Annotated in this window: 11 protein-coding genes; 4 read left to right on the top strand and 7 right to left on the bottom strand. The window is 41.2% G+C overall.

Going from position 1 to position 16735, the window contains the following annotated elements; translation table 11 throughout:
- Positions 1-27 precede the first annotated feature (27 nt).
- The 3 genes from CDG76_RS18985 to CDG76_RS18995 all read left to right on the top strand — a co-directional run bounded on the left by CDG76_RS18985 (position 28) and on the right by CDG76_RS18995 (position 3662).
- Positions 28-1923 carry a sensor histidine kinase gene (locus CDG76_RS18985; RefSeq protein WP_094350483.1) on the top strand — a complete coding sequence of 632 codons (1896 nt, stop codon included), beginning with the start codon at positions 28-30 and terminating at the stop codon, positions 1921-1923.
- Positions 1924-2180: 257 nt separating this feature from the next.
- Positions 2181-2819 (top strand): Uma2 family endonuclease, encoded by a 639-nt coding sequence (locus tag CDG76_RS18990; protein WP_094350484.1) that lies wholly within the window; start codon positions 2181-2183, stop codon positions 2817-2819.
- A 36-nt stretch (positions 2820-2855) separates the two neighbouring features.
- Positions 2856-3662: a Uma2 family endonuclease gene (locus CDG76_RS18995; RefSeq protein ID WP_094350485.1), complete on the top strand. Its 807-nt coding sequence runs from the start codon at positions 2856-2858 to the stop codon at positions 3660-3662.
- An 83-nt stretch (positions 3663-3745) separates the two neighbouring features.
- On the opposite strand, the gene CDG76_RS19000 is transcribed toward CDG76_RS18995, so the two are convergent.
- The 4 genes from CDG76_RS19000 to CDG76_RS19015 form a co-directional block, all read right to left on the bottom strand.
- Positions 3746-6268 carry a caspase, EACC1-associated type gene (locus CDG76_RS19000; RefSeq protein ID WP_094350486.1) on the bottom strand — a complete coding sequence of 841 codons (2523 nt, stop codon included), beginning with the start codon at positions 6266-6268 and terminating at the stop codon, positions 3746-3748.
- A 30-nt stretch (positions 6269-6298) separates the two neighbouring features.
- The gene (locus CDG76_RS19005) at positions 6299-6676 is read right to left on the bottom strand and encodes a hypothetical protein (RefSeq protein ID WP_094350487.1); all 378 of its coding nucleotides are present in this window, start codon (positions 6674-6676) and stop codon (positions 6299-6301) included.
- 417 nt (positions 6677-7093) lie between these two features.
- Positions 7094-8779 (bottom strand): dihydroxy-acid dehydratase, encoded by a 1686-nt coding sequence (gene ilvD / locus CDG76_RS19010; protein ID WP_094350488.1) that lies wholly within the window; start codon positions 8777-8779, stop codon positions 7094-7096.
- A gap of 517 nt (positions 8780-9296) precedes the next feature.
- Positions 9297-9965: a calcium-binding protein gene (locus CDG76_RS19015; protein WP_094350489.1), complete on the bottom strand. Its 669-nt coding sequence runs from the start codon at positions 9963-9965 to the stop codon at positions 9297-9299.
- 730 nt (positions 9966-10695) lie between these two features.
- Here CDG76_RS19015 and CDG76_RS19020 point away from each other — a divergent pair.
- The gene (locus CDG76_RS19020) at positions 10696-10920 is read left to right on the top strand and encodes a hypothetical protein (RefSeq protein ID WP_094350490.1); all 225 of its coding nucleotides are present in this window, start codon (positions 10696-10698) and stop codon (positions 10918-10920) included.
- A 263-nt stretch (positions 10921-11183) separates the two neighbouring features.
- Here CDG76_RS19020 and CDG76_RS19025 read toward each other — a convergent pair whose 3' ends face one another.
- The 3 genes from CDG76_RS19025 to CDG76_RS19035 all read right to left on the bottom strand — a co-directional run bounded on the left by CDG76_RS19025 (position 11184) and on the right by CDG76_RS19035 (position 16627).
- On the bottom strand, positions 11184-11882 hold the full coding sequence (locus tag CDG76_RS19025; protein WP_094350491.1) for a calcium-binding protein: 699 nt from the start codon (positions 11880-11882) through the stop codon (positions 11184-11186).
- A gap of 877 nt (positions 11883-12759) precedes the next feature.
- A complete protein-coding gene (locus CDG76_RS19030; protein ID WP_143854120.1) occupies positions 12760-13059 on the bottom strand; it encodes a hypothetical protein in 300 nt (99 codons plus the stop codon).
- 445 nt (positions 13060-13504) lie between these two features.
- Positions 13505-16627: a hypothetical protein gene (locus CDG76_RS19035; RefSeq protein ID WP_094350540.1), complete on the bottom strand. Its 3123-nt coding sequence runs from the start codon at positions 16625-16627 to the stop codon at positions 13505-13507.
- Positions 16628-16735 lie beyond the last annotated feature (108 nt).

The raw sequence follows: 16735 nt of genomic DNA on the forward strand, positions 1-16735 counted from the left end.
GAAATTTTAACTTGGAGTAAAGCTACGATGATGCTTAAATTGCGGAAAGTATGGTTGAAAATAAATCCCCGATGGAGTGCCATAATCAACAAAAAATACTACTCATTTAAATGGCGATCGCGAAACTTACTATTGTTATCAATTGTGGTGATTCTGTCCATTAGCATTAGCGCCACAGCTATCACTAGTTACAAGATTGTTAAGGGGTTGCTGCTCGATAGTCTCAAAGAACAAACACTGTTAAAAACACGGCAAGGTCAGGATGATATCGATAACTGGTTAGCCATTCGGAAGACAGAAATTAAGACTTTGGCAAATTCTGGTGTGGTGCGATCGCTGGATTGGTCTGTGATGGAACCTTACTTGCAATCTGAGTTGAAGCGGCTGCAAACGTTTTTGCTCATGGGGTTGGTAACACCGGATAGTGCATTAACTAATACTCATGGAGATCATCTCAATGTTAAAGACCGAGAATTTTTTCAACGGAGTATGACGGGTGAAACCATAGCAGCCGATCCAATTATTGGACGCACAACTAAACAGTTACAGATTCAGATTAGTTCGCCGATTCCTGCCGAAAGAGGTACAAAGCCAGCAGGTGTTTTAATGGGAGGAATTCCAATTAACCGGGTCGTTGAGGTCATCAGCAATTTACATCAAGGTAAAGGCAGCTATGCCTTTGCGCTAAATTCTCAGGGAGTTCCCATCGCCCATCCCAACACGGAACTAATTGGTACACCCGAAAAAGCTGCCAAGAGTTTTCTGAACTCGCGCAATCCCAGATTAGTCGAAATTACTCAACAAATGGTAGCTAAACGCACAAATATTGAATTGCTTCAACTGGATGGTAAGTGGAGTTATGTTGCTTACACTCCTCTGAAAGAGGCAAATTGGTCAGTAGCGTTAATTGTGCCAAAAGAAAATATTGAATCGCCATTACAGGCGTTGAACCTTTTGGCTACAGTTTTGGGAGGATTGCTATTGATTGGGTTGATTAGTGCATGGCGACAGGTGCAACTATACGAACAGATTCGCGATCGCGCCTTGATTTCTAGCCAGCAGGCGCAACAACTCAGCAAAACCCTGAAAGAATTGCAAAATACCCAAGCTCAACTTATCCACACCGAAAAAATGTCTAGCCTGGGACAATTGGTTGCTGGAGTGGCACATGAAATCAATAATCCTGCTAATTTTATTCATGCCAACCTCAATCATGCCAGCGTTTACAGCCAAGACATCCTTGATTTGCTCAAGCTTTATCAACAAACCTACCCAAATCCTACCCCAGAAATTAGCGATCGCGTCCAAGAACTTGATATTGAGTTTCTGGCAGAAGATTTACCCAAATTAATGGCATCAATGCAAGTGGGAACCAAGCGCATTCGTCAGATTGTGCTGTCGCTGCGTAATTTCTCGCGCCTTGATGAAGCAGACATGAAATTTGTAGACGTTAATGAAGGATTAGACAACACTCTGATGATTCTGAATCATCGCCTGACAGCCACGCCTAATCAACCAGAAATTCAGATCGTTAAGAAATATGGTGATTTACCTCTAGTAGAATGCTATGCAGGGCAACTCAATCAGGTGTTTATGAATGTTCTAGTGAATGCAATTGATGCTGTAGAAGAGTCATTAGTAAAGAATGAAGGACAAATTCGCATTCAGACTGAACTCACTGATGAAAAACAAGTGATTATTCAGATTTCCGATAATGGTATTGGGATGTCAGAAGAAATAAAGCAACGAGTATTTGACTATATGTTCACTACTAAACCTGTGGGTAAAGGAATTGGATTAGGAATGGCGATCGCTTATCAAATAGTTGTAGATAAACATCGAGGAACTATTGAAGTTGATTCTACTCCAGGATATGGAACAGAGTTTACCATCGTTATTCCTTTAACAAGTAACAATTACTGATAATATCCAAGAGCGCCATTTATTTGTTCCCGACTGTAATAGGCAGTTTAGAGATTTTTCACTGAGTTTTAAATCAAAGCTTCTAAAGCCGGAATATCCTCGCCAGAAGCTTTACGAATAGTGAGTTGCATATCTTCCATTACATTGATATTTTTACATAATATCTGCACTCATGCTCAGAGGCGATATACTTTAAGAAAGTTGATTTGTAAATTATATCGGCTACATAAATTACTACATCAACTCTCTGAGGTGATATGCTTTTAAAACTGCAACAAATTATTGTTAAACCTGGCCAACAAATGTTAGTCAAAGATATTAGTTGGCAGCAGTTAGAAAATATTTTAGAAGAAATGGGAGAAAGACGTGCTGCACGTATTTCTTATAGTCATGGTTGGTTAGAAATTATGGTTCCCCTACCAGAACACGAAAAAGATAAAGAATATATTGGTGAGTTAGTAAGAGTTTTATTAGACAAACTTCAAATTGATTTTGAACCTTTTGGTTCTACAACTCTTAAAAATGAGCGAATGCTGCAAGCAGTAGAAGCAGATACCAGTTTTTATATTCAAAATCAAGCTGCTATTATTGGTAAAAATCGCATCGATTTAAATATAGACCCACCACCAGATTTAGCAATCAAAATTGATATTACTTCTCGCACTAGATTTGATAATTATGAAATTTTGGGAGTTCCTGAACTTTGGCGACATACACAACAAGGTTTAGAAATTTCGATTCTACAAGAGGGAAAGTATATTAAATCTCAATCTAGCCCTAATTTTCCTAATATCCCAATTGTTGAATTAGTTAATGAATATGTTCAGCAGTGTTTAACAATTGGTAGAAGTCAAGCTATGCGTAATTTTCGGGGTTGGGTGAAGAATAATTTATGATAGAAATCTAAGGCTTTCTGAGAAAGGCGATCGCTCATGACTACCGAAAACAACCCAAGAGCCATTCTAGACTGGGAACACCCCACACCGCCTACAGATTTAATTTTTGATGACGGAGAACCCTTGGAATCAAATCGCCACCGCATTGCCATGAATGTGTTGATTCGGTCATTGCAGCAAGCTTGGGCTGACCGGAATGATTTTTTTACTGGTGGCAATATGTTTATTTATTACAGCAGCGCCCAAGTACGTAACCAGGATTTCCGTGGCCCCGATTTCTTTGCTGTCCTGAATGTGGATGGGACTAATTCTCGTCAAGGTTGGGTAGTGTGGGAAGAAAACGGTCGTTATCCTGACGTGATTGTAGAATTAATGTCACCATCTACAGCCAAAATAGATCAGACTGTTAAGAAAGACCTTTACGAACAAACTTTTCATACTTCAGATTATTTTGTCTATGACCCCTTTGACCCGACTTCTTTGCAAGGGTGGCATTTAGATCATAATCAGCAATATCAATCTTTGACACCAAATGAGCGTGGTTGGTTGTGGTGTCAAAAGTTAGGTTTATGGTTGGGAACGTATGAAGGAACAATAGACAGAGAAACGGCAGTATGGTTGCGGTTTTACGATGTAGCTGGCAATTTGATTTTGTTACCAGACGAAGCTGCAACTGCACAAGCACAAGTTGCAGTCACGCAAGCGGAAATTGCTGTTGCACAAGCACAAGCCGCAGTTGCACAAGCAGAAGTTGCTGCTATACGAGAAGAAGCGGCTGCTGCACAGGTGGCTCGTTTAGCGGCTAGATTGAGAGAATTGGGGGAAAATCCAGATATGTTGTGAGAAATTTTGGCTTTTTTGATGAATTTATCGAGTTGTTATAAATAAAAAACTGAGTGTGATCGCTATTAGGTAAAGCTTTAAAACTAAGGTATTGGCACAAACTCATATTGATCGGTGCCAGATTTTTTTTGAACTTTGACTAAGGAGATGGAATTATCTTTGCGATCGCCTGATTGTTTAAACTCAATCTTCCCTGTTGCACCATCGACTGAAAAACCAGCACTGTGTAGCGTATTTTGCAGTTCTTTATGGGTGGTACTTTGCTCCAAACCTTTGGCGATCGCTAGAGTTGCATCATAAGCCGTAGCCGTTCGCCAACTTACTGGAGCGTTCCATAATTTTTTAGAATTTTCAACAAACTTTAAGTTGGAAGGATTATTAATATGCCAGGGAATTGCAACTACCATCCCCTCAGCTTGTTGCCCCAAATAATTTAAAGTTTCTTGGCTGTAAAGATTATCTCCTGCAAGTATATTTAATCTGCTATTATTCGCCGCCTTAATTACTTCGTAAGCGTTGTTTTGCGTTTCTTTAGTCGAGGCTAGCATCAATACTTCTGCACCTTGACTAATCGCCTTTTTTACAGCCTTTTTTGGATTAAAATCACTCTTTGATAAATCAAACTCATTGTCTCTTAGTACCTTACTATTACTAGGGTTTTCAACATATTTCACAAACTGCTCCGTGAGCGATTTACTATAATCGCTACTAAAAACCGAGAATACTGCTGCTTTTTTTTTATGCAATTTTTCCCCCATATAATTAGCTAATTTTTTACCTGCTACTTCATCACTAAAAACTGTGCGAAAAATATAGGGGCTAAAATTAGAAATATTAACAGAAGTGCTAGTAGGAGATATAGCTACAAGTTCTTCAGTATTGAAGATGTTACCTGCTTCTAGGGTAGCATTGCTAGAAGCTGCACCTACTACACCTAAGACTTTCCGATCTTCGACTAAGGCTTTCGCAATTTTTTTAGAACTGCCTATTTGCTCATCATCATTGGCGATCGCTACCAGCAATAATTGGTTATTAATCCCCTTATTATCATTGTTTACCTCATCTTGAGCTTGAGCTACACCGCGTAGGATCTCTTCTGCTAAATCTGGGTCGTTATCAATAGGTACGGTCACAGCAATTTTGAGCCATTTTTTTGTCTGGCGAGCCTTAGCATTGTTCAAGTAAATCAGTGCTTCTGGATTTCTAAGATTAGCTTTCCTGTATGAAGTGAATTTATCAACAGCAGTTTGACAATCTCCACTAGCAAATGCTTGAACCGCAGTTTGTTTATCTGAATCTGAATTTGTATCTTGTTTCAAGAAAATTTCTTCACCTAAGCTGATTCTGTCGCCTAAACTATACTGCTCTTTATCATCACAGGACTTGTTCTTAGCTATCACGTGAGTTCGATTTGGGCGCCCTATAAAAAAATATGCTAAAGTACCGCCAACAAACACTCCGATTACTCCGATAATGCACGCTCCTATGTAGTATCGAAAATTAATATTTCGACGACGTAGAAATTTTTCATCTACCCGATTTTTAGTATGTTTTTCTTTGATAGGAGCTATGTCTTCATCTCTAAGTCCTAAAATTTGCTGAAAACGTTGTAACTCATCTTGAGCATTACTACTGAGAATCGAGTTTCGTTGAAGTTCTTCTAGTAATGCTTGCTCATAGTTTTGTAATCTTTTCTGGTAGTCTCTATAAGGTTGTAGAGCCTCATTCTCAATTGCAGTAGCTATTTCAGAAGATAGTTTTAACTTAACTTGAAGCTCTTCTAATGCTTTACGACCTATAGGAGAAATTTCAGCAGCACGGGAAAAACGTTCAACTTCTTTGCGATATCTAAGCTTTGGGTCACCAAGTGGTGCTTTTGCAAGTACGATTGTGTAGCCTTCTCTGATTGGATAGATTTCAGGACTCATTGTTGGAGCAGTTTCTCGAACTTTTTTTCTGGCGTACTCATGCAATTCATCTACCGTAATTACACCATTGTCATTTGTATCTGCTGCTCCAGTCTCAATACCCTCCACTAAGTAACGGGTGTAAATTGACAGATTAGATTCCTTTTGCTCAAAAGAATACTGAGTTGAAGTCGAAGAGGTAAGCACAGCTCTTCCTTCGCCGCCTAGTTGATTCATGACATCTACAGAACCATCATCTCTTACTAGCATATCCTCAGCAAAAGCCCCACTAAAGCAACAGTCTAGAATCACTACCTGTCTCTTAGAGCGACCTTTAGTACGCATGATTTCTTGCACGAAATTGGCTGAAACTGCTGTTGCCTGAACTAGCCCTCCTTTTTCATTTTTGCGAGTGTTGCGAGTAGCGAAATAAAGCCTGCCGCCCTCATCCTTAATTCCATGACCAGAGAAAAATAGCAGCACTAGGTCATCTTTTTGGCGACCAGCAAATAAGGTTTCAATGGCTTCCTCCATTGCTTGCCGTCGAGGATTTATCAGGGGCGTTACATCATCAAAACCACCCATCTCTGGATGCAGTAAAACTCGGTGCATAGCCTCGACATCTTTTGCTGCTGCTGGTAGTGGAGTAAGACCAGACTCATATTCACCGACTCCTATTAGCAGTGCTACTTTTACCATGCCACTATTCTTCCTTACTGCTGGGATTTTTTAGTTACCTGCGATAAACTTTTGCGCTTGTTCAATGGCGGCGTTTAACTCTTCCTGACTGCTAGCTTTCACCTTCAGTTTCTTACCGTTAGCCTCAACTTCCAATTCAATGGTTTTGTTGCCCAAGCGATCGCCCAAAAATCCCAACAATTTCTTAAAATTGGCAAGGCTCACCTCTGCCTGCAACACCCCTACCAGAAAACCGCCAACAGATTTGGCTCCTTCGGGTATTTCTGTAACTGCTACGAGATCAGCACTTTCTACATCTAAGTCTTTGATTTCTCGCAGCAGATTCCGTGCTTCTCGTTCTTGCTCCTCTGCATCTAAGTCTGGATTAGAAAGAGCGATGGTCAGTTTGACGTTAGATTCAGAACTCATTTTGTGCCCTTTTAGATTTTTCAGCAGTTGATGGTCAATAGTATTTCTGTAGTATATCGATTGACATCACATCTTCTATGTAAATTTCCTGAAAATTTTTCAAGATTTTTCCAAAAACTCATAAAATTCAGGCAAAAATCTGGTATAAATACAGAACATCCCTCTTCAATAGCTTCAAAAGTTAGAGGCAATCAACAGTATTTCATCTGACAAGTTGTTTCGATACAGCAATATGTTTTACCACGCTTGCGATCGCAAAGTAAGTTACGAGTTTGTCCTTGCAACTTCTTTAGAAGCGATCGCTAGATCAAACTATTACAGTACGGCATAAATCCAGCGATCATCTCAAATAACTAGACAAGGGGCTTCAGCCCCTTGTTAAAGGTAGGCAAACTTGCGCCACAGTTGTCAGGTTAACTAAAACAAGTCCAAATCTGTCACAGCACCAATACTGCTAGAAGATACCAATTTGGCATATTTCGCCAACACGCCTTTAGTGTAACGCGGAGCCGGAGGTTGCCAGTTAGCACGACGACGGGCCAATTCTTCTTCAGATATATTCAACTGCAATAAACGAGCGGGTGCATCAATAGTAATACTATCGCCTTCTTCTACAAGCGCGATCGCTCCACCAACTGCGGCTTCTGGCGCAACGTGACCAACCACCATGCCGTAAGTACCGCCAGAAAAACGCCCGTCGGTAATTAATCCCACCGCATCACCCAATCCAGCACCGATAATTGCTGAAGTGGGAGCCAACATTTCCCGCATTCCAGGGCCGCCTTTAGGCCCTTCGTAGCGGATTATGAGAATATCACCAGCTTGAATCTTACCAGCCAAAATTGCATCTAAAGAGGCTTCTTCTGATTCAAACACCCGTGCGGGCCCGGTAATTACTGGTTTTTTCACGCCGGTAATTTTGGCGACAGCCCCTTCCGTTGCCAAATTACCTCTGAGGATAGCTAAATGTCCTTGAGGATACATCGGGTTTTTCCAAGGACGAATCACATCTTGATTGGCAGATGGTTCTTCTGGTATGTCTGCTAATATCTCTGCAATGGTTTGACCGCTGATGGTGAGGCTATCACCGTGTAATAAATCATGCACAAGTAACATCTTCATTACTTGCGGAATGCCGCCAGCTTTGTGCAAATCTGTAGCGACATATTTACCACTTGGTTTCAAATCACACAAAACGGGAACGCGGGCGCGGATAGTTTCAAAGTCGTCTATAGTTAAATCTACCTCAGCGGCACGGGCGATCGCTAAAAAGTGCAGTACTGCATTGGTCGAACCACCAACTGCCATAATCACAGAGATGGCATTCTCTATAGATTTGCGGGTGATAATTTGACGAGGCAAAATTTGTTTACGAATGGCTTCGACTAACACAAATGCTGATTTCTCCGTGCTATCCGCTTTTTCAGCATCTTCGGCTGCCATTGTCGAAGAATAGGGTAAACTCATCCCCATCGCTTCAAACGCTGAAGACATGGTGTTAGCTGTGAACATTCCCCCGCAGGAACCCGCACCAGGACAAGCTCGACCTTCAACTTCTAATAATTCCTTTTCGTCAATTTTTCCAGCACTGTATTGACCAACAGCTTCAAAAGAACTGACAACAGTTAAATCGCGTCCGTTGTAGTGACCGGGTTTGATTGTGCCACCGTAAACAAAGATAGCAGGGATATTCATCCGGGCCATTGCAATCATTGCCCCTGGCATATTTTTATCACAACCGCCAATAGCCAGCACACCATCCATACTTTGTCCAGTACAGGCGGTTTCAATGGAATCGGCAATCACTTCCCGCGACACTAGGGAATATTTCATCCCTTCAGTTCCCATCGAAATCCCATCGCTAATAGTAATCGTACCGAACACTTGCGGCATCGCCCCGGCGGTTTTAATCCCCACCTCTGCTCTTTGCGCCAGTTGATTTATTCCCATATTACAGGGAGTGATCGTACTGTAGCCATTGGCAATGCCCACAATGGCTTTATTGAAATCTTCATCTTTAAAACCAACTGCACGCAGCATAGCTCGATTAGGCGATCGCTGCACTCCTTGCGTCACAATTTGGCTTCTCAAATTCTCCGACATCTTTTTTCCTTCCGTGCCATTATCGCAACAGTTGCGATTGTATTACCTGATGATTTTCTCATGCCTGGGCGGTGCGATCGAATATGAGTAATTCTCTATATTTCACCGTGTCTTTTGGTCAGCCCTAATTAGAATAAATCTTCATCTAAGCGTTTGTATAAAATAGGGATGATTCTTGTGTGTTAGGCATCTAGAGTGCCGGAAATACTAGAGATAGCAATACGAATTTAAATATGAAAAAAAGTCATTGCCCCAAGCTGAGGCTCTGACTTTCCACATTTATAGCTTAGTATATTGATATTGATTCCGGCGCAAAGGTGGAGACACTCTAACTTTGCACTAGAGTTCTTCAAAATTATATCTGCCTTGAAAATAGTGACTAGGGACTGGGAAAGAGATGTTTTCATTCTCTAGTGCTTTCTGCCTTCTCCCTTGGCGCTAGCCTCTCCCTGTGGGAGAAGGGGAGACGCTAAAAGCGATCTGCCTCCTACCTTATTTTCAAGGCAGGAATATTAAATTAAAGAATGAAGTCACTTGACACTACTTGTGGTGCTCCTATAAGCCGAATTTGAAACTCAGCCGACCGATCCCCATCAGTGCTACCTTCGAGAATACCTCCTGAATAACGGATTTGGCCGGGTGTGGAAAATTGGCCACTCCCAATGAAAGTGAAAGCTTGGTTGCCCCCAATAGTGGAGTTGGCATCGATAGTAAATAGATCAATTCGATCGCCTGGCAAATTACCGTTTCCACGAAAGTCAGTGATTAAGTCGCGTGACGAAAGTGGACTATCAGAAATTGAGTTGTACTCGAAAATATCATTACCCGATCCTCCAGTGAGAATATCATTCCCACTACCGCCAATCAGGACATCATCACCATCACCGCCAATGAGATTATCAGTCCCAGTACCGCCAAAAAGAATATCTTTGCCAGTACCGCCATTGAGCCTATCGTTGCCACCACCACCGTTAAGAGTATCGTTGCCAGCGCCACCAAAGAGGCTATCATTGCCACCACCACCGTTAAGGAGACTGTTGCCACTACCACCTATAAGGGTACTGTTGCCACCACTAGTGTTAATGACATCGCTCTGACCGTTATTGCTACTACTGCTACTGCTATGACTACTAGAGCTGGCACTAACACTGCCGCTACCGTAGGAAATTGATATTGAACTTGCCATTGATGGATTTCTCCTAAAACTTAGAGGAAAAAAAATTACGTCTTTACTTCCCCATTATAAAACGCCATTGCTGATTAAGAGTATAAATTTGCTTTCCTTCAAATGCATAAAGTAAACAATTTCAAACATAGAATTTGGGAATTTCATACTTTCATTCCGCAATGCCGAAAAAGCAAGGTAAAAATATCAAGAGTGGGAATATATTCTTGAATAAACCTGGCAAGAACAGGTCTTTACTATTAAGTTTGAATATTTGAGAATATTTAAGAAGTACTAGATGTATTTGATGATGTTTACATCAAAATTGTACCAAAAATCATCTAATCTCCTTGTACCTTATGTTTTCAGTTGTTTTAGTTGGAAAATACTAAGGGAACAGGAGATTTTTTCTACGTAATTATATAGACTTGAGTCTATTGGTACTGTATTCATAGTAACAATACTATAGTATTACCCTCCAGCAGATTTTTTTATAAATAGAAAAAAGAATAATTAACTTTCTTTTATTCTCTGGCCAGAATAAAATCAAAAACCTTTGTACAGATAGAGTTGGTTTTGCATATTGGTATTTGTTTAGTGGTTTCTGTAGTTATATATAACAAATAATTGCCAATAAGTTAAAAGCTTTGTTAGACGCATGAGACGAAGAAAAGCCTAAAGATTTGTGTAACTTGAATTCGCTTTCAGTCTTAGACTGGAAATGTATTTCGAGAGGACTGCTTTGCTTTATATGGTAAAGGCACTGGAGGCAGAGTCTTACAGGATCGAGGCTGTATTTGAATTGAGTGCCATTCCCTTGTTAGACCAGTACGTAGGCGTAGCCCGTCGTAGACATCGCGCATCCTTAGCGTTACAATTTGGCTATTGTGGCATTATCACAACTTTTGCGATTGATTGTATTAACAGATTTTCTGATGCATACACAGCACGATCGAACCTTGGCAAGCATTGGTAATTTTCTATTTTTTAGATGTGCTTCTGTTCGGTGCATTTGATATGAGCAACTTTGTTAGTATTTAACTGTGTTTGACTGTAGTAATATCATTCTTAAGAGGTTAAAGCCTACTGAATTTTCTCACAATTAGAGTATGTTTTGCTTTGCACCTAAATTATTCTTCAATATTAGACTTCTTGCATAAATCATAAATAAGAACCCCACATCTAAGCGCTTGCTCTTAGAAGTAGGGTGTTCAGCGCTTTTGCAAGAGGTGTATTAGATTAGAGGATGATGTCGCTTGCTATTAGTGGTGGTGCTCCTGTCAGTCCAATCTCAAACTCAGCCGACAGATCCCCATCAATGTTAGCTTGAAGAATACCTCCTGAATAACGAACCTGACGGGCTGCTGAGAATGCGCCAGCACCGATGAAAATGAAGGCTTGGTTGCCTGCTACACTGGAGTTAGCATCAATGGTAGATAGATCGATTTGATCGCCTGCAAAGATACCGTTTCCAACGAAGTCAGCAATAATATCTCGTGATAAACCAGTCGGACTATCTGAAACTAAGTTGAAATCGAAAATATCGTTGCCAGCACCGCCAATAAGAGAATCAGTGCCAGCACCGCCAGTGAGGATGTCGCCGCCAGCATTACCGTTAAGGGTATCGTTGCCAGCACCGCCATTGAGGATATCACTGCCAGCACCGCCATTGAGGATATCACTGCCAGCATTACCGTTAAGGGTATCGCTGCCGGCATTGCCGTTGAGGATATCGCTGCCAGCACCCCCATTTAGACTATCGTCGCCGGCATTGCCGTTAAGGATATCGCTAGCAGCACCCCCATTTAAGATATCGTCGCCGGCATTGCCGTTAAGGATATCGCTGCCAGCACCCCCATTTAGGGCAGGGCGAAAGATTAGTGGGGAACCGTTGATGGTATTGTTGTCATTAAAAATGGTACCGTTGATAATTGCCATTAGTAAGTTTCTCCTGAACTTAGTGGGTAAAAAATAACCTCGTCACTTTCCCATCAGAAAACGGTGTTGCTGATTAAGAGTATGAATTTGGTTTCCCCCAAAGGTGTAAAGGAAACAGTTTCAAAGATTGAATTTTTAAATTTCACACTGTCATTCAGCAACGCCGAGAAAACAAGGCAAAGAAATAACGAGTGAGAAGAGAGAACTGAACCACAACTGATTTGAACAGGTCTTTGCTGTTAAGTTTGAAGATTTGACAAGCACTAGATGTATTGATGATGTTGGCATCAAAATTATGCCAAGAGTAATGTGATGTCCTTAATCTTTACTGGTTGCAGTAGTAGGATGGTATGAAACAAGCTGATTTCCTCCTACAGAAGCGCATAGTTTTTAGAACGTTTCGATTTTAGCCACAATCACAAGACTATACTATTACTTTCAAGCCTAGTTTTTCCTATCTATAAGAAAGAATAATTAGCCCTTTTTTATTCCTCTCGCTAAAGCAAAATCTGAAACCTTTGTTCAGATAGGGTTAGTTTTGGTTTTTTAGATTTATTTGGTGATTTATCTAGTTATGTATAAGGAAGTAATTGTCTATAACTTAAAAGCCTTGTTAACCAGTGCGTAGGCGTAGCCCGTCGTAGACATCGCGACATCCCTTGCGTTAGAATATCCCTTCTCAAATTCTCTGATATCTTTGGAATTAAGTGGCATTATCGCAATATTGCGATTGTATTACCTGATTTTCTGATGTAGACGCGGCGCAATTTAATAACTATAAACTATCAGAAAGGCAAGCTAAACTTATCTTTATTTGCAACTATTCAATTATCAAAATTCTGCATTCTGCCTTATTTTCAAGGCAGATAATATTAAATTAAAGGATAATGTCGCTTTCCACTAGTTGTGGCGCTCTTGTAAGCCGAATTTCAAACTCAGCCGACAGATCGGCATCAGTACTACCTTGGAGAAGACCTCCTGAATAACGGATTTGACCGATTGCAGAGAATGCACGACTCCCGATAAAAGTGAAGGCTTGGTTGCTCTCTTTGGTGGAGTTGGCATCGATGGTAGATAGATCGATTTGATCCCCTGCAAGGATGCCGTTTCCCACAAAATCAGCGATCGCATCCTGTAATATCATGTCCGCATAATTAGTTATGCTAACCACAGTCATTGCACCCCACCCCTTAATCCCCTCCCCGCTTGCGGGGAGGGGAGACAAAGCGTAGCTTTGGCGGGGGTGGGGTTCTTCGGGTTTAATAAGCAATCAAGCGGACATGATATNAACACACCAGGTGGACTCTCTGAAACGAAATTGAAATCGAAAACATCGTTACCCAATCCTCCAGTGAGAACATCAGTTCCACCAACACCCGTGAGGATAAGTAGATAAACAAAATTAATTACACAATGTCATTGCGAATGCAGCGTTCGCGGAGCGTCCCGAAGGGAAGCGAAATGAAGCAATCGCAAGGGCTTGCGCCCCTACCGCGTGGTCTATTTACCTGAAAATAGCTGTAATATCACGGTACTTTTTTTATAAATCAAAAAAGTGGCATTCATTTATAAAGACTGAATGCCACTTTGTATTTATCAAAATTTCTGATGACGGAGATATTTTACCCAGGTAGAGTTATCCCAGTCACAGCGATCGCACCAGCGATCGCACTGGCAGCAAGAGAAGTAATCGCTGTGCCAAATATCCACCACGCGGCATTTGCAACGGTTTTCTTGGTTTCTTCGGCTTGCTTTTTAGCTTGCTCTTGAATCGCTCTCAGGCGTTTTTGAGTTTCTTTCTGGATGCGTTCGGCTCTTTGCAATACGCCATCCCGCGCCGATTCTATTTGATTAATTATGCGGTTAGCATCGGCCTCGGAAATATCTTCACGAGAACTCAATACAGCAACTAAGGTGTCACGATCGAATTCACTGAGGCGATCGCGCAAGGCTTCAAATCCGGCTTGGGGATCGTCAAACACTTTCGCAAAGTCTTGCTTAATCCCTTCATAGTTGAGTTCGGAACGATCCAGGGAGTTGAGGTAGTTGCGAACCTTGGCAAAAACTCCATCTAGCACTGATTGCACTCTCTGCTGAATCTGCTGGAATTGTTCGACAATCGAGCTACGAACAGAATCAATTTGATCCACAATTCGGTTAGCTTCCTCTTCTGAGATATCCTCACGTTGGGATAATAGCGCCACAATTGTCGAACGGTCAAATTTTGAGGCGCGATCGCTTAAACTCCCAATTCCAGCACGGGGAGAAGACAGCAGCAATTGTAAATCGCGTTTGATTCCTTCGGGGTTGAGTTCTTCTTTGTTGGTATTACGCAGATATTCTTCGAGATTGGCTTCAAAATCTAAAGCTTGTTGAGTGGTGCGCTTCGCTAAACGTCGTGGCGCTCTCAGAATATCACCAATGGCATCTTGAGCGCGATCGATGATCTGATTAACCTGCTCTTGGCTCAAGTCGCCGCGTTGACTCACGAGTTTAACTAAGGTTTCTCGATCGACATTAGATAAGCGATCGCGCAGTGCTAAGGCTCCAGCTTGAGGATCGTCGAGTAATTTTTCCAAATCGGCTCTAATACCTTCTGGATTAAGTTCTTCCAAGTTGGTATTGCGGAGATATTCGGCAATCGCTTTTGTCGTTTTTTCGTACTGTTCTTTCGCTTGTTGCGGTACTTGCAAAATATTATCTCGGACTGCTTCAAGTTGATCGAGAGTTTCGTTTACCTGTTCTTCGCTCAAATCTTGACGCTGACTGAGCAATTGTACCAAGGTATCGCGGTCAAATTGCGATAGGCGCGATTGCAAAAGGCTAATTCCGGCTTGGGGATCATCTAGTAAAACTCTAAACTCACGTTTGATAACTTCGGGATTGAGTTCGTCTTTATTAGTATTCCGCAGATATTCTTCAACTCTTTGGCGCAGTTCATCGGCTTTAGCTTTTGCTTGCTCTTGCAATTCTCTCGCACGATTCAAGAGATTGTCGCGGTTGCGTTCCAGTTGACTAACAATATTATTAGCTTCCTCTTCGCTGATATCTTGACGCTGTTGCAGCAATTGTACAAAAGTATCGCGGTCAAATTGGCCGAAGCGGCTACTTAAATCTTCAAACCCAGCTTGTGGATCGTCCAGCAACTTGCCAAAGTCTCGTTCAATACCTTCGGGATTGAGTTCGTCTTTACCCGTTGAACGCAGATAATCTTCGACGCGGCTGCGGAAATCTTGTCCTTGTTCGCGACTTTGAGCCTGTTTGACAGTTTCTAAAACTTCCAAGCGATCGCTTTCCATTTGTTCGGAAATTTCTTTCACCCTAGCTTCGCTAATATCACCGCGCTGCTTCAACAAGTTGCTGAAATATTCTTGATTAATTTCTTCCAACTCTCGTCTCACAGTTGTCGGATCTGCATTTACGTCATAGATGACTTCTTTAAATTCATCTACTAAGGTAATTCGGTTAAAGTGCCAAGGGAACGAATGCAATATGTAGTCTTCTACATCTGCCTTAATTGCATTTTCCAGTGATATGGGTAATTTTGCAGATACTTGCTCAGTTGCCTGTTCTCTAAACTTTTGAAATTGTTCTGTGACTTTCTCAACATCGACATCTTGAACTTTTTCTTTCAGTTTTTGCAACTGAGTTGTAATTTTGTTCACATCGATATTAGAAAGGTTTACCCGTTCCAGAACTGCTGGCGCAGCTGCACTTAAGCCATACCTAATAGCTTGTTTGATTACACCATTGCCATTACCGCCTCCGATTGTAACCAGTTCTTGAAGCCGTTCACCCAATTGTTCAGAATTAAGTTCTTCAGGAGTAGCAGACTTGAGTAAATTAATTACTTGTTCTGTGGGATTTTTGCGATTTAAAGCTTGTTGCCATGCACCTTCAAATTGGTCAGTAATGTTATTGATATCTTCTTTAGATAAATCGCCACGGCTGCTGATTAAATCAACAAAGGTTTGGCGATTAACGTTTTGCAATAGGTCGCTATTAGCAACGGATTGCAAATCTGTATCTTTAAGAAACTGGTCAAATTGACTCCGAATTTCTTTGATATCCAGCTTTGGCAATTGCAGAGAACCTAAAGAACTTTGGAGCGTATTTCTAATCCCTTCCGAATCAAAACCTGAAGTTAATTCCCGCCGGACTGCGGCTGTAATATCTTCAGCCGTAGAAATTAACTGTTTTTTTGCAGTATTCGCACCGATGCCAGCAGTTGCCGTGCCCATCAGAGTTTGAAAACCAGAAGTAACAGTATTAGATATAGAACCAATTAAAGAACCTACTGCTGATGAACCCAACCAAATTACTAGTGAAAAATAGGTAGACCAAATGACTACACCAATAATTGCTCCTAAAAATGCGCTTTCGATTAAGCTAAGTTTTACTGCTAAAAAACAAGCAATAAATAACGCGATGCTAACGGTTATTAATGCCCAAGCACCAACTTTCGCTTGACCTTTACGAATTGTCTTACCCAAACCTTCAGACTCATCATCAGAATCTGAGCCAATTTCCCAAGATGAAATTCCGACTGCAACTGAAAAGTTTGTCAATAACAATTGAAAGGCAAATGCCATCAAAACCCCAGCTAGCAGTGCCACCAACAATTTAGGCCCAGAGAAAACAACTGACGCTTCTTCTGGAGTTAGTACTTCCTGAGCTAAAGTTATGGGCGCTAATCCAAAAGATAGCCAATTCCACTCAAAAAGAGTTAAAACACCTTGAAACATAGGACTTTCCCACTTGTACTCAATTAAATACCCATTCATAAAATGGCTTATTTATCAGCTTAATTATCATTTATGTAAGCTGGTACTTTCTTAAGTAATAGGTTGGTT

This window comes from Nostoc sp. 'Peltigera membranacea cyanobiont' 210A, assembly GCF_002246015.1.
GTDB lineage: Bacteria > Cyanobacteriota > Cyanobacteriia > Cyanobacteriales > Nostocaceae > Nostoc.

Excerpts from the sequence above, each read along its gene's own strand:
- CDG76_RS18985 (WP_094350483.1), top strand. The coding sequence starts at position 28 with ATGATGCTTAAATTGCGGAAAGTATGGTTGAAAATAAATCCCCGATGG.
- CDG76_RS18990 (WP_094350484.1), top strand. The coding sequence starts at position 2,181 with ATGCTTTTAAAACTGCAACAAATTATTGTTAAACCTGGCCAACAAATG.
- CDG76_RS18995 (WP_094350485.1), top strand. The coding sequence starts at position 2,856 with ATGACTACCGAAAACAACCCAAGAGCCATTCTAGACTGGGAACACCCC.
- CDG76_RS19000 (WP_094350486.1), bottom strand. The coding sequence starts at position 6,268 with ATGGTAAAAGTAGCACTGCTAATAGGAGTCGGTGAATATGAGTCTGGT.
- CDG76_RS19005 (WP_094350487.1), bottom strand. The coding sequence starts at position 6,676 with ATGAGTTCTGAATCTAACGTCAAACTGACCATCGCTCTTTCTAATCCA.
- ilvD (WP_094350488.1), bottom strand. The coding sequence starts at position 8,779 with ATGTCGGAGAATTTGAGAAGCCAAATTGTGACGCAAGGAGTGCAGCGA.
- CDG76_RS19015 (WP_094350489.1), bottom strand. The coding sequence starts at position 9,965 with ATGGCAAGTTCAATATCAATTTCCTACGGTAGCGGCAGTGTTAGTGCC.
- CDG76_RS19020 (WP_094350490.1), top strand. The coding sequence starts at position 10,696 with ATGGTAAAGGCACTGGAGGCAGAGTCTTACAGGATCGAGGCTGTATTT.
- CDG76_RS19025 (WP_094350491.1), bottom strand. The coding sequence starts at position 11,882 with ATGGCAATTATCAACGGTACCATTTTTAATGACAACAATACCATCAAC.
- CDG76_RS19030 (WP_143854120.1), bottom strand. The coding sequence starts at position 13,059 with ATGACTGTGGTTAGCATAACTAATTATGCGGACATGATATTACAGGAT.
- CDG76_RS19035 (WP_094350540.1), bottom strand. The coding sequence starts at position 16,627 with ATGTTTCAAGGTGTTTTAACTCTTTTTGAGTGGAATTGGCTATCTTTT.